The sequence below is a fragment of the Fictibacillus sp. 23RED33 genome (genome assembly GCF_015903925.1).
GTDB classification, from domain to species: Bacteria; Bacillota; Bacilli; order Bacillales; family Fictibacillaceae; genus Fictibacillus; species Fictibacillus phosphorivorans.
The window spans coordinates 148,866-161,993 of record NZ_JACZDX010000003.1 but is presented as its reverse complement, the minus strand read 5'-3'; the positions used below and the strand labels follow the sequence as shown (position 1 = coordinate 161,993).

Below are 13,128 nucleotides of genomic sequence, written 5' to 3'. Positions count from 1 at the left end.
GACAAATGAAGTTACAGCTCTCGATGATTCTCATCGAGAGCTTTTTTTCTTGCGATTAGAAGGGTACATATTATGGCAATAATGCTATCGAGGTGAATGAGATGAACGATGGCATACTTTTTTATTGGTTCATGTGGATGGGCTGGATAGTTTCAACCTTTCTCATGAAGAAGGGACAATTAAGGAATCAATGTGTTTTTATGACGTTGTTAGGAATTATTTTGTCTGGTGTCAACATTCATCTTTCAATTGGAAGCATGAATGCTGCATTTGTGTTCTTCTTATTGATGGCATTTGTTCATGTGATCAAAAATAGTCATCAGATCTTTTTTTTCGTTACTAGCAGTTTTATAGTGGCTACAGCCTTTGTTTCGATCGAACTTTTTGCTTTATACGATCCAGCTAAACTCTTTGTAAACAAAGAATTAATGATTCTTATATTCCTGACACTTCTAGTGATTACGTTAGCAAGATCGAAGAAAGATCACTTCAGTCTGATCGCCATCGGTCTTTTTATTGGTGATGCTGCTTATCAGTTCATCATTCTTAGACTCGTTGGCAAAGTTGAAATCGGATCTCTATATGTGATGGATTTGTTTGCCTCAACTTCTATGATGCTCTTATTTATGGTAGTATTGGTAGATATGTTCAAAAAAATAAGACGAACAGCTTTTAAAAGGGTTACTTCAGCTAAGCAGATTTAGAAGAGAATCAGTTGTCTAAACCACAAGTAATTTGCTAAAATAAGTGGACTTGTCTAATTACAAGAAAATGAACGAGCATATAAAAAGAAAATTTGATGATTGACTTGATCAGGAAAAAAGGGAAGTGTCTAGATGACGAAACCAGTTTTAGCCATAGTAGGAAGACCGAACGTAGGGAAATCTACTATTTTTAACAGAATTGCCGGAGATCGTATTTCGATCGTAGAAGATATGCCAGGTGTAACGCGTGACCGTATTTATAGCTCTGCTGAGTGGTTGAACACAGAATTCAACTTGATTGACACAGGCGGTATTGAGATTAGTGATGCACCATTTATGAGTCAGATGAAAGAGCAAGCAGAACTCGCTATTGAAGAAGCGGATGTTATTCTATTTCTCGTAGATGGAATGAATGGAATTACAGCTGCTGATGAAGAAGTAGCTAAGATGCTGTTTCGTTCCAAAAAGCCTGTCGTATTAGGTGTGAATAAGATCGATAACCCCGAACGTAAAGAATTGTTGTATGAGTTCTATAGCTTAGGAATGGGTGAACCAATCGGTGTGTCAGGTACACATGGTATCGGTCTTGGCGATCTTTTAGATCAAGTAGTAAGCCATTTCCCTGAAACAGTAGCTGAGGAAAAAGAAGATGATACGATTTACTTCTCTTTAATCGGACGACCGAACGTAGGGAAATCTTCTCTTGTGAATGCGATCTTAGGTAAAGAACGAGTTATTGTTAGTAACATTGCAGGAACAACAAGAGATGCAATCGATTCTAGTTTTGAGCGTGAAGATCAGAAGTATGTGATCATCGATACGGCTGGTATGAGAAAGCGCGGAAAAGTATATGAGACGACTGAAAAATATAGTGTAATGCGTGCGATGAAAGCGATCGAACGTTCCGACGTTGTCCTTATGGTCATCGACGCTGAAGAAGGAATCATTGAACAAGATAAAAAGGTAGCTGGTTTTGCACACGAAGCCGGTAAAGCGGTAGTGATCGTCGTAAACAAGTGGGATGCTGTTGAAAAAGACGATAAGACGATGCAAAAGTTCGAACAGAAGATTCGTGATCATTTCTTATATCTATCATACGCACCGATCGTTTTCGTATCTGCATTAACGAAGCAGCGTCTTCATCAGCTGTATCCTGTCATCAATCAGGTGGCTGAGAATCACTCGCTTCGCGTCCAAACGAACATCTTAAATGAAGTGATCATGGATGCTGTTGCGATGAACCCTGCACCGATGGATAACGGAAAAAGACTGAAGATCAACTATGCGACACAAGTGGCGTCAAAACCACCAACGTTTGTTATCTTTGTTAATGATCCAGAACTTTTCCACTTCTCCTATAAACGTTTTCTCGAGAACCGTATTCGTGAAACATTTGGTTTTGTTGGAACGCCGATCAAAATCTTTGCTAGAAAGAAAAACGATTAATTTTTCATGATGACGTTTGTACTCTTCGTTGTTTCTTACTTGATCGGAAGTATCAGTTTCAGTTATTTGCTGACTAAAGTATTGAGAAATGAAGACATAAGAAATCATGGTAGCGGTAACGCAGGTGCTACGAATACGTTAAGAGTGTTGGGCAAAAAACCCGCGATCGCAGTACTGCTTTTAGACTGTCTAAAAGGTATCTTGGTTGTATTAGTTGCTTTGTGGTTTACTAATTCTTCCTTAATCGCAGTTTTATGTGGATTAGTAGCCGTAATCGGTCACAACTATCCCGTCTTTTATGGATTTAAAGGCGGGAAAGGCGTGGCTACAGCGATCGGTGTTTTTGCTGCAATTGCTTTCTTGCCTTCACTCATAGCTGGTGTTATCGCTATCATAACCATTTGGATATCCAGATTTGTTTCATTAGGTTCTATTGTTTTTTTAATTCTTACTCCTTTCTTTATGTTGTACCAATTTAATCTGTCTCTTGAAGCAGTATTGGCGAGCTTTGTCCTTTCAATTGTTTCAATCTGGAAGCATCGTGGAAATATAGCAAGGATTTGGAGCGGGAATGAAAGTAAAATTTAATAGTGGAGTGTGACATGTATGGGTAATGTTGCTGTTTTAGGTGCTGGAAGCTGGGGTACTGCCCTTGCCATCGTTTTGGCTGACAACGGTCATAACGTTTCTCTTTGGGGACGTAGAGAGGATCAAGTCAGTGAGATCAACAACAAACATATGAATGAAAAATATTTGCCTGGAGTTGAACTCCCTGAAAACATACAAGCAACAACTCAGTTGAACGAATGTGTGAAAGATGCAGATACGATCGTACTCGTTACGCCAACAAAAGCGATGAGAGAAGTACTCGGTCAATTAAAGAACGAACTGATCTCACCGGTAACAATCGTTCATGCTTCTAAAGGCATCGAACCTGGTACATATAAACGTATTTCTGAAATCATTGAAGAAGAGCTTCCTGAGACTGTTTTGGATTCTGTAGTCGTACTTTCAGGTCCAAGTCATGCCGAAGAGGTTTCTTTAAGGCAGCCGACGACTGTTACGGTATCTTCTGTAAACATGGAATCTGCTGAAAAAGTACAAGATCTGTTCATTAATCAAAATTTCCGTGTCTACACAAACCCTGATGTGGTTGGTGTTGAGCTTGGTGGTGCATTAAAGAACATCATCGCTCTAGGTGCTGGACTTTCTGATGGATTAGGCTATGGAGATAACGCGAAGGCGGCTTTAATCACGAGGGGTCTAGCTGAGATCGCTCGACTGGGTACACATATGGGTGCAAATCCTCTTACATTCTCTGGTCTTACTGGCATTGGAGATTTGATCGTAACTTGTACGAGTGTTCATAGCCGTAACTGGCGCGCTGGCAACATGCTTGGAAAAGGTATGAAGCTTGAAGACGTTCTTGAAAATATGGGCATGGTCGTTGAAGGCGTTAGAACCACTCAAGCCGCATACGAATTGAGTAAGCGGGAAGAAGTGGAGATGCCGATCACACAAGTGCTGTACGATGTATTGTTTAACGGTAAGGGTGCAAAGCAAGCTGTTGACGATCTGATGCAGCGTTCTCGCACACATGAAGTGGAAGATGTATCTTCTTTAAAGAGCTAAAAACACTCCGTCAAATAGGCGATTGTCTAAAAAAAATTAGGCAATCGCCTTTTTTTCTTTCACGCTTCCCATCTCCTTGCATACGATAAGGGTGAAAAGGAAGTGGGAGGAGGACTTCAGGTGGAACGTGAACAACACTTTTTTGATAAGATCGAGAAGAAAACAAGTGTGAAAAAGGATGATATTTTTAAACTTGCTCAATCCGTAAGCGGGTCAAATCTTCGTGACGAGCGCACGATTCGTATGCTGATTTCCCAAGTATCTTCTATGGCTGGTGTAGCAGTCTCAAAACAAAAAGAAGATCAGATCGTTCAAGCTGTTCTTAACAATAACATCCCTCTTGACTTGGCAACATTATCTAAAATGTTTGAAGGTAAGTAGATCGAATTTAAAAAATGTATAAAGTGGATAAAGCACCTAAATCATGGGAGTGTTCCTTCAGTACAGGAAGTATTTAGTCGAACACCCGGTCATGCCCGGGTGTTTTTTTGTTTGATTTTTTGGTTTAGATTGGTTGTTTCTTTGATGTTTTGAAGGTAGTTGATTTCCGTTCCAGGTTGCTCGCTTTCCGCGGGGCAGGCGGTGAGCCACATTCGTACGTTTCACGTATAAGTGTCTCACCTGCCTAGTTGCAGTGGCTAGCCCCTCGAGGTCAAAAGTTGAATAGACCATGAAGGCATAGAGCACCTTCCTTCAACTTTTGCTTGTCGGGGCTGAACGAGCCACTTCCACTTTTCGAGCTGCCCACCTGTCCCGCAGGAGGCACGCACCTTCCACTCCAATCAACTTGTCAAAGAAGTAATCAATGATTTATCGTACACCTACAAAAAATTAAACGGAAAGCCCATGCTTCCATGTCAAACACTAACAACAAAATAGCTTTCTTCGTCAGGTGTAATCTTGTGAATCAAGTTTTCTATTGTTAATAACAGAGTCTAGACTCTTACAAAATTCCAACTTCCGAAAAAGTAAAGGAAATACCAAGAATTATGCTATAATGTACGCTGTGGACAAGGAGGATACATATGAGTGAAGGTTTGTTAAAAATGTGGGTGGCGCTATCAGCCATCGGTTTAATGTTTGTAGCTGTTTTCTCTATCATGTTTAGTCGAGCGAAATTAAAAGGGATATTTCAGACGGTCGTTTCGTTATTCGCTTGGATCTGCATGATCGTTGCAGGTATTCTTATCATCATCGTTGTGTTCAGCGGACCTGTACAAGGGTAGAGGAGGAAGTCTAGATGTCTAAAAAATGGTGGATTCCTTTATGTTTAATGTTATTTACACTTTCAGGATGCTTATATCCGGAAGAAAGAAAAACACAAAATCGAGTACCTTATCAAGATCAGATTACAGCGGTTCAGCAAGCTGTTGAGAGTTTTCAAAAAGATACAGGTGTTCTGCCAATCAAGACAAAAGAGGCAGATACAGATATCTATCAAAAATACTTGATCGACTTTAATAAACTAGTTCCAAAATATATGCAAGAACCTCCAGGTAATGCTTTTGAAAAGGGTGGAACCTTTCAGTACGTGTTGATCGATGTAGAGACTAAGCCGACGGTCAAGCTTGCAGACCTTGTTTTAACAGATAAGGTTCAAGATATTCAAGTCGCGCTAAATATCTATATGGCTGAACATGACTATCCGCCATTTAAAAAGATAGAAGCACAAGGCAGGCATACTCTTGATTATAAGAAGTTAGGTTTTAAAGAAGATCCGTATGTCACGAGTCCTTTTACGGGCAAGAAACTGCCATTGATGGTCAATGGTGATGCAAAGATTTTTATAGATTATAGAAAAGATTTGAATTCAGCGATATCAAGCTACCAGAACGAATTAGATAAACACGAAGACATACGCCATCTATTAGCGGTTCATTCGTTTTTTGTGCCTGTCTATTCCGTTCCCTATACAGTTGAAAATAATAAACCTATTTTTTTAATAAAATAGGCATGAACTCTCCCTTTTTCTAATACATTCATAGAAAAGGCGGAGAGATTTTTTTTGGAAATCCTTTTAACGAAACAAGCTTTATAGTTTCATCGGTAGGCACTCTAGTGCGCCCTCCCGTTTTTATGGAACTATACAACCGAGAAAAGCGAGGATCCAATAAAAATTTCCGTTCCTTTGTCATAATCAATAGGACAAAATCATACGATGTATTGTCCAAGACTAGCATCCGGAACTTTATTTGGATCGGGAGGGAAACGAATGGAGAAAATCGATATTTTCAAAGATATCGCCGAACGGACAGGCGGAGATATCTACTTGGGTGTAGTAGGAGCAGTAAGAACAGGGAAGTCCACATTTATTAAGAAATTTATGGAGCTTGTGGTGCTGCCGAACATTGACAATGAAGCAGAACGCCAACGTGCTCAAGATGAACTACCGCAGAGTGCAGCTGGACGCACCATTATGACCACTGAGCCCAAATTTGTTCCAAACAATGCGGTGAAGATCAATGTAGGTGATGGGCTTGATGTTAACATACGTCTTGTTGATTCAGTAGGTTATGCGGTGCCAAGTGCAAAAGGGTACGAAGATGAAAACGGCCCAAGAATGATTCATACGCCTTGGTATGATGAGCCGATTCCGTTTCATGAAGCGGCAGAAATCGGTACTCGAAAAGTCATTCAAGAGCACTCCACTCTCGGAGTAGTTGTTACGACAGATGGAACGATCGGTGAGATTCCAAGATATGATTATGTGGAATCAGAAGAGCGAGTGGTTGAAGAGCTGAAAGAAGTTGGAAAGCCGTTTATCATGCTGATCAACTCTACGCAGCCACACCATCCAGATACGCAAAGACTTCGCAACGAGCTTTGTGAAAAATATGATATTCCTGTACTCGCGATGAGTGTTGAAGCGATGACGGAGCATGATATTAACAATGTGTTAAGAGAAGCGTTATACGAGTTTCCGGTGCTTGAGGTCAATGTTAACCTTCCTAGCTGGGTAATGGTCCTACGTGAGAACCATTGGCTACGTGAAAGCTATGAAGAAGCAGTAAGAGAAACGGTTCAAGACATCAAACGTCTGCGTGATGTAGATAAAGTTGTTGGGTTCTTCGCGGATTATGATTTTATCGATGACGCGAGACTTGCGGGAATCGAAATGGGGCAAGGGATCGCTGAGATCGACTTGTTCGCACCTGATTACCTATACGATCAGATCTTAAAAGAAGTGGTTGGAGTCGAGATTCGAGGAAAAGACCACCTGCTTCAGCTGATGCAAGAATTTGCATACGCTAAGACGGAATACGATCAAGTGGCAGATGCTCTCCGAATGGTTAAGCAAACAGGGTATGGAATAGCGGCGCCAGCAATTACTGATATGAGCCTCGATGAGCCAGAGATCATCCGTCAAGGATCTAGATTCGGTGTAAGACTTAAAGCGATCGCACCATCTATTCATATGATTAAAGTAGATGTAGAATCAGAGTTCGCTCCGATTATTGGTACGGAAAAACAAAGTGAAGAGATGCTGAGATACTTGATGCAAGACTTTGAAGAAGATCCGCTATCAATCTGGAATTCTGATATCTTTGGAAGATCGCTAAACTCTATCGTAAGAGAAGGGATTCAAGGCAAGATCTCACTCATGCCAGAGAATGCAAGATATAAATTAAAAGAGACATTGGAACGTATTATAAATGAAGGTTCAGGCGGTTTGATTGCCATTATTTTATAACTTAGGGACTCCTATAACCAGGAGTCTTTTTTTTTGTGATCATAACTTTTTCCTGCTTCTCTATATGGGGGTATTGAAATGGATAAGCCTAACTCGGAGTATTTTTTTTGTTATGTTACTAGCACAAATGACCTGTGTTAAGGGAGTGACTTTATTACCTTGGTAGTGCCGATTTTTTGTAAAAAAAGGTCAAAAAATAAGGAATTTTAAGGGTTGAATAGCGAAAAACGCCTAAAAAAGATTGAATTTCTGTATGTAATCGTATAATATAAGGCTTGTTACAGATATAATTAGTAAAATCTTGTATTTTACATAAATAAATGAATCATGATTTAAAAGTTGAATGTTGGTGAATATATCCTTGAGAGGAGGTGAATGGAATGAACAAGACTGATCTAATCAATGCAGTATCTGAGCAAGCTGAGCTTTCTAAGAAAGATGCATCTAAAGCAGTTGACGCTGTTTTCGAAGCAATCACTGGTACTCTACAAGGCGGTGATAAGGTTCAACTTATCGGATTTGGTAACTTTGAAGTTCGTGAGCGTGCAGCTCGTAAAGGCCGCAACCCACAAACTGGTCAAGAGATCGAGATCTCTGCTAGCAAAGTTCCTGCTTTCAAACCAGGGAAAGCCCTTAAGGACGCTGTTAAATAATTGATACATAGGGCAACTTAAAAAGACCGTGAATCTTTCACGGTCTTTTTTATATGGAATGTAAGAAGGGAAAGATATATCGGCAAGAATGAGATTATATCGGCAAGATTTTGTTTTTATCGGCAAGAATTTGAATATATCGGCAACAATCCAATTTTATCAGCAATTCACTCAATGAATCATTCTTCATCCAATTCAAACCTTACTATTCGATCAGATCCGCTCCTCACATGGCGTAAGGGTTTTCTCCTTTTGCTATTCTTTCTTCGTTATGCTAAAATTTTTCTATTGTGTTAATGGAATTGGAGGACAACCGGCGTGGCAGAAGTTCAAAAAGAAAAAATTGAGTTAGCTGTAAAAATGATTTTAGAAGCTATAGGTGAAGACCCTGAGAGAGAGGGTTTAATAGATACACCAAAACGTGTTGCGAAAATGTATGAAGAAGTATTCCAAGGATTAAATCAAGATCCAAAAGAGCACTTTGCTACTATTTTTGGCGAAGATCATGAAGAGTTAGTGCTTGTAAAAGACATTCCTTTCTACTCCATGTGTGAGCATCACCTTGTTCCTTTCTTCGGGAAAGCGCATATCGGTTACATACCTAAAGGAGGAAAAGTAACAGGCTTAAGCAAGCTGGCTAGAGCTGTTGAAGCTGTTACAAAACGACCTCAACTACAAGAAAGAATTACGTCAACGATTGCGAACAGCTTGCTCGAGACTTTAGAACCTCATGGTGTGATCGTTGTTATTGAAGCAGAGCATATGTGCATGACGATGCGTGGTGTTAAAAAACCGGGCTCTATGACGGTTACTTCAGCGGTACGCGGTGTTTTTGAAAAAGATCCTGCTGCTCGTGCAGAAGTACTAAGTTTAATCAGAAACTAAGGAGGTAACTTCATGAAATCAGAATTTGATTTTTTCGTGATCAAAGCGAAAGAGAACGGCGTAAACGTGATCGGCTTAACTCGTGGTACAGAAACAAGATTTCACCATTCTGAAAAGCTTGATAAAGGTGAAGTGATGATCGCTCAGTTTACCGAGCATACTTCAGCTGTGAAAGTTAGAGGAAAAGCAGTGATCTACACAAAACACGGAGAAGTAGATACAGAATCGTAAGGATTACTTTCGGCGGTATACGTGCCAAAAAGCTGGGCTAGAGATAAGCCTAGTTTTCTTTATGTCTTTTAAAGAGGTTGAATCCTAATAATTTTGGCGACTATGTTATAATAAGAAAGCACAATTTTGCTGTGTCATTGGAGGGATTTGATGAACACCATGGAACAAATTCAACGTTTAAAACAGCATACACTTTTATTGATGCAGCACGGTTATGTGGATAGATTTCTTCAACCTCCAGTCTTTAATGAATCCAAAGTATTCATCACGTACTGTCTGTTGCGTGAACTTGAATTGGATGAAGCTGTAGAAGCAGAGTATTTTAGTTCGATTACTCTCATGCAAGCTGCTTTGGACCGTCATGATGACATTTTAGAAGAGAACATCACCGAGAATAAAAAGAAACGTCAGCTAGTCGTTTTATCTGGCGACTATTTTAGCAGTCTATATTACTTGCTTTTATCTCACTGTGAAAATTTAGATCTGATTCAAAAACTGTCGAGTGCTGTTCAAGAAATTAACGAACAGAAGGCAGATCTGCATATTCAGAGTAGGGACAAGTTTTCAATTACGAGTGTGGAATATTTAAAAGCTGTACAAAAGATCGACAGTCTTCTTTTTACAAAAGCAGCAGAATCGTTCGGCCTTCATACATATATACCTTTTATTGAAAGATACCTTCTGGTGTCACGCTATCAGAATATGGACACGAGAAGAAGACTAAGTGAAGAACAATTGACCTTCCTTAAAACATGCGAGACGGAAATTAAGAATAAAGCAGTTGAAATGCCTCTGTTGTTTCATAGAGAAGGTTACAGCATGGAAGATGCTAGTAAAAATGACTTAATGTTAGGAGAGGGTTAATCCGATGTTGAGCAAAGAAGAACGGGTTCACTCTGTATTTGAAAAGATTTCTGATCAGTATGATTACATGAACGATTTGATCTCTTTTAAACAGCATAGTAAATGGCGTAAAGATACGATGAAAAGAATGAAAGTACAGCCTGGAAACCATTGTTTAGACGTTTGTTGCGGAACAGGTGAATGGACATTCGCACTTGCCGAAGAAGTTGGGACTACGGGGAAAGTAGTGGGGCTAGATTTTAGTCAGAACATGCTTAATGTCGGGATTGAAAAGTTGAAGAAGCGCCGATCTCCTGGAGTTAGTTTCATCCATGGCAATGCGATGGAGCTTCCGTTTGAAGATAACAGCTTTGATTTTGTTACAATCGGGTTTGGCCTAAGAAACGTTCCCGATTATCTTCAGACGCTTAAAGAGATGGCACGCGTTGTAAAACCAGACGGGAGAGTAGTCTGTCTCGAGACTTCGCATCCGACGGTTCCTGTGTTCAAACAGCTTTTTAAGTTTTACTTTACGTATATCATGCCTGTATTTGGCAAGTTGTTCGCTAAAAGCTATCAGGAATACGCATGGCTTCAAGAATCTACAGAAGCATTTTTAACAAAAGAAGAACTGAAAGAACTTTTTAAACAAGCGGGTTTGTCGAATGTTGAGGTCAAATCGTATGCTTTAGGCGCTGCTGCCATGCATACAGGGAAAAAACAGCAATAGAAGAGAGCGTTGCAGTGTGTGGAATAAAATTAAAATTATATTAGAAATGATAAAATTTGAACATACCATCTTTGCTCTACCCTTTGCATTTCTTGGAGCAATAATGGGAAACCTCGTTGAAGAGGGATCAGTTCCGTCACTGATGGAATGGATTTGGATCACTCTTGCTATGGTTGGTGCACGTAGTTCTGCTATGGCACTGAACCGTGCGATAGATTCAGAGATTGATGGAGCGAATCCTAGAACGAAAACAAGAGCGATACCAGCAAAGCTTTTAAAAAGAGGCGAAGTATACCTTTTTATTCTCGTCTCACTAGCTTTGTTGTTCGTTAGTGCGTACCAATTAAACGCGCTATCCGTTAAGCTTTTGCCGCTTGCTGTCTTTTTTCTTGTTATCTACTCCTACACAAAGCGTTTTACGTATTTGTGTCATATCGTCTTAGGGGTTACGATCGCGATCGCACCACTCGGAGGTTGGGTCGGTGCAACCGGAACACTTAGTCCGGAAGCCTTTTTACTATTTGTAGGGGTATTGTTTTGGACAGCAGGTTTTGATGTGATCTATGCCACACAAGATGCTGAATATGATAAGTCACACGGTCTGTATTCCATTCCATCTGCGTTTGGTATCGCTAATGGTCTGATGACTGCTAGATGGCTGCACGTTGCTAGTTTCATAGCTTTTGTTTCACTTGGCGTTGTATCAGGAATGGGCTGGATCTACTACTTAGGTGTGTTCATCTCAGGTGCGATCATGGTCTATGAGCACTCACTCGTTAAGCCTCATGATCTGTCTAAACTGGATGTGGCTTTCTTTACGATGAACGGTGTATTGAGTGTGGTCATGTTTATCTTTTCAGTAGGAGATTTGTTGATATGAAAACTTTTACAATTGGAATTACAGGAGCGAGTGGAGCTGTTTACGGCGTAAGACTCGCTCAAGAGATATTAAAAAGCGGACACAAACTACATCTTGTTGTAACTGAAGCAGGCTGGCAGGTGTTTAGAGAAGAGTTATTATGGGATACAGAGGACCGTGAACGCTGTATAGAAGAAAACTTTGCTTCATACGGTAAAGAACGTTTTCATTATCACACCCTTCGCGACTTTAACGCGCCGATCGCAAGCGGTTCGTATCAGAACGACGGAATGGTCATCATTCCATGTTCGATGGGAACTCTTTCAGGAATCGCTCATGGTGCATCAGGAAACCTATTAGAACGTACGGCAGATGTTATGCTAAAAGAGAGCAGAAAACTGATATTAGTGCCTAGAGAGACACCACTTCATAAAATTCATCTTGAAAACATGCTGAAAGTAACAGAAGCAGGAGGAAAGATTGTTCCTGCGATGCCTGGTTTTTACCACTTGCCGAAGTCTATGGATGACCTTGTGAACTTCTTGGTAGGTAAAGTACTAGATAACTTAGGCGTACATCACGAATTGTTTACACGCTGGGGAGACTGATAGATTATGAACATCGGGGAAATCAGCTACACGAACATCATACCCCTTTATTTTTATTTAGATAGAGAAAGACTGATGGATCAAGGTGCGACTATAACGCAGGCAGTTCCATCTAGAGTAAACGCTTTAATGGAGAAACAGCTGGTCGATATCGGAGGCATCTCTTCGTTTTCATACGGAAAGAACGCTATGAATTACAGCTTAGTTCCAGACCTTTCTGTTTCTTCGTTCGGAAAAGTAAATTCTATCTTTCTTTTTTCAAAGTATAAGATCGAAGAGTTGAACGGTAAAAGGATCGCCTTAACCTCTAGCTCAGAAACATCGGTCGCTCTATTAAAAATCATCTTAGACCGTTTTTATGGTGTTGAGGTTACATACCAGATAGAAACACCGAATTTTGAAGAGATGCTGAACGCTTATGATGCGTGTCTTTTGATTGGAGACGATGCGATTAGCGCATACCGTAAGCGAGGATCTTATCATGTATACGACCTTGGGGAGATCTGGTACCAGCAGACAGGTTTGCCTATGATCTTTGCTGTGATGGCGTATCGAAATGAAATGGAAACCGAACAAGGTGCACTATTGTCGTATGTGGGAAGAAGTATGATAGAGAGCAAAGAAAGATGTCAGAAAGAAAATTTTGTTCCTGTCATCGAGCGAGTGATAGCAGAACACGGAGGCACTTTTCAGTTCTGGAATTCTTATTTTAGTGGATTAAATTATCAATTTAGTGGCGAACATGAAAAGGGACTCAACCTTTATTTTCAGCTAGCTGTAGAGTGCGGATTGTTAAAAACAATGCCCTCTATCATTAAATATTCGTATAAGTAACGGGCGATAGGG

At 40.2% G+C, this 13,128-nt stretch carries 17 protein-coding genes; 16 read left to right on the top strand and 1 reads right to left on the bottom strand.

The annotated features are described in order from the left end of the window. Positions 1-101: 101 nt before the first annotated feature. From IHV09_RS12615 to IHV09_RS12595, 5 genes are all read left to right on the top strand, one after another. On the top strand, positions 102-704 hold the full coding sequence (locus IHV09_RS12615) for a YphA family membrane protein (RefSeq protein WP_197191548.1): 603 nt from the start codon (positions 102-104) through the stop codon (positions 702-704). A gap of 132 nt (positions 705-836) precedes the next feature. After that, a complete protein-coding gene (gene der, locus IHV09_RS12610; RefSeq protein ID WP_066395717.1) occupies positions 837-2,150 on the top strand; it encodes a ribosome biogenesis GTPase Der in 1,314 nt (437 codons plus the stop codon). A 6-nt stretch (positions 2,151-2,156) separates the two neighbouring features. Then, on the top strand, positions 2,157-2,738 hold the full coding sequence (plsY, locus tag IHV09_RS12605; RefSeq protein ID WP_370568825.1) for a glycerol-3-phosphate 1-O-acyltransferase PlsY: 582 nt from the start codon (positions 2,157-2,159) through the stop codon (positions 2,736-2,738). 18 nt (positions 2,739-2,756) lie between these two features. Continuing rightward, complete coding sequence (locus IHV09_RS12600; RefSeq protein ID WP_197130692.1) at positions 2,757-3,782, top strand: NAD(P)H-dependent glycerol-3-phosphate dehydrogenase; 1,026 nt, start codon at positions 2,757-2,759, stop codon at positions 3,780-3,782. Between the two features lie 120 nt (positions 3,783-3,902). Then, positions 3,903-4,163 carry a stage VI sporulation protein F gene (locus IHV09_RS12595; RefSeq protein ID WP_066395705.1) on the top strand — a complete coding sequence of 87 codons (261 nt, stop codon included), beginning with the start codon at positions 3,903-3,905 and terminating at the stop codon, positions 4,161-4,163. A gap of 57 nt (positions 4,164-4,220) precedes the next feature. Here the strand turns inward: IHV09_RS12595 and IHV09_RS12590 are convergent, their stop codons facing one another. Then, a complete protein-coding gene (locus IHV09_RS12590) occupies positions 4,221-4,388 on the bottom strand; it encodes a hypothetical protein (RefSeq protein ID WP_197264656.1) in 168 nt (55 codons plus the stop codon). Between the two features lie 419 nt (positions 4,389-4,807). Between IHV09_RS12590 and IHV09_RS12585 the strand changes: the two genes are divergently transcribed. The 11 genes from IHV09_RS12585 to IHV09_RS12535 all read left to right on the top strand — a co-directional run bounded on the left by IHV09_RS12585 (position 4,808) and on the right by IHV09_RS12535 (position 13,116). Continuing rightward, a complete protein-coding gene (locus IHV09_RS12585) occupies positions 4,808-5,008 on the top strand; it encodes a DUF2768 domain-containing protein (protein ID WP_197130689.1) in 201 nt (66 codons plus the stop codon). A 14-nt stretch (positions 5,009-5,022) separates the two neighbouring features. After that, a complete protein-coding gene (locus tag IHV09_RS12580) occupies positions 5,023-5,733 on the top strand; it encodes a hypothetical protein (protein ID WP_197130686.1) in 711 nt (236 codons plus the stop codon). A gap of 261 nt (positions 5,734-5,994) precedes the next feature. After that, a complete protein-coding gene (gene spoIVA / locus IHV09_RS12575; RefSeq protein ID WP_137789039.1) occupies positions 5,995-7,473 on the top strand; it encodes a stage IV sporulation protein A in 1,479 nt (492 codons plus the stop codon). 380 nt (positions 7,474-7,853) lie between these two features. Further along, a complete protein-coding gene (locus IHV09_RS12570) occupies positions 7,854-8,126 on the top strand; it encodes an HU family DNA-binding protein (RefSeq protein ID WP_197130683.1) in 273 nt (90 codons plus the stop codon). Between the two features lie 318 nt (positions 8,127-8,444). Continuing rightward, positions 8,445-9,011 carry a GTP cyclohydrolase I FolE gene (gene folE, locus IHV09_RS12565; RefSeq protein ID WP_197130680.1) on the top strand — a complete coding sequence of 189 codons (567 nt, stop codon included), beginning with the start codon at positions 8,445-8,447 and terminating at the stop codon, positions 9,009-9,011. A 12-nt stretch (positions 9,012-9,023) separates the two neighbouring features. Continuing rightward, the gene (gene mtrB, locus IHV09_RS12560; RefSeq protein ID WP_066241872.1) at positions 9,024-9,242 is read left to right on the top strand and encodes a trp RNA-binding attenuation protein MtrB; all 219 of its coding nucleotides are present in this window, start codon (positions 9,024-9,026) and stop codon (positions 9,240-9,242) included. A gap of 150 nt (positions 9,243-9,392) precedes the next feature. Next, positions 9,393-10,106 carry a heptaprenyl diphosphate synthase component 1 gene (locus tag IHV09_RS12555; protein ID WP_197264655.1) on the top strand — a complete coding sequence of 238 codons (714 nt, stop codon included), beginning with the start codon at positions 9,393-9,395 and terminating at the stop codon, positions 10,104-10,106. Positions 10,107-10,110: 4 nt separating this feature from the next. Further along, complete coding sequence (locus tag IHV09_RS12550) at positions 10,111-10,815, top strand: demethylmenaquinone methyltransferase (RefSeq protein WP_197130674.1); 705 nt, start codon at positions 10,111-10,113, stop codon at positions 10,813-10,815. A 46-nt stretch (positions 10,816-10,861) separates the two neighbouring features. After that, positions 10,862-11,695: a UbiA-like polyprenyltransferase gene (locus IHV09_RS12545; protein WP_231618319.1), complete on the top strand. Its 834-nt coding sequence runs from the start codon at positions 10,862-10,864 to the stop codon at positions 11,693-11,695. After that, positions 11,692-12,282: a UbiX family flavin prenyltransferase gene (locus IHV09_RS12540; RefSeq protein WP_197130668.1), complete on the top strand. Its 591-nt coding sequence runs from the start codon at positions 11,692-11,694 to the stop codon at positions 12,280-12,282. Before IHV09_RS12545 ends, IHV09_RS12540 begins: the two co-directional genes overlap by 4 nt. A gap of 6 nt (positions 12,283-12,288) precedes the next feature. Next, positions 12,289-13,116, top strand: a complete 828-nt coding sequence (locus IHV09_RS12535) for a menaquinone biosynthetic enzyme MqnA/MqnD family protein (protein ID WP_197191552.1) — start codon at positions 12,289-12,291, stop codon at positions 13,114-13,116. The last annotated feature ends 12 nt before the right edge of the window (positions 13,117-13,128 follow it).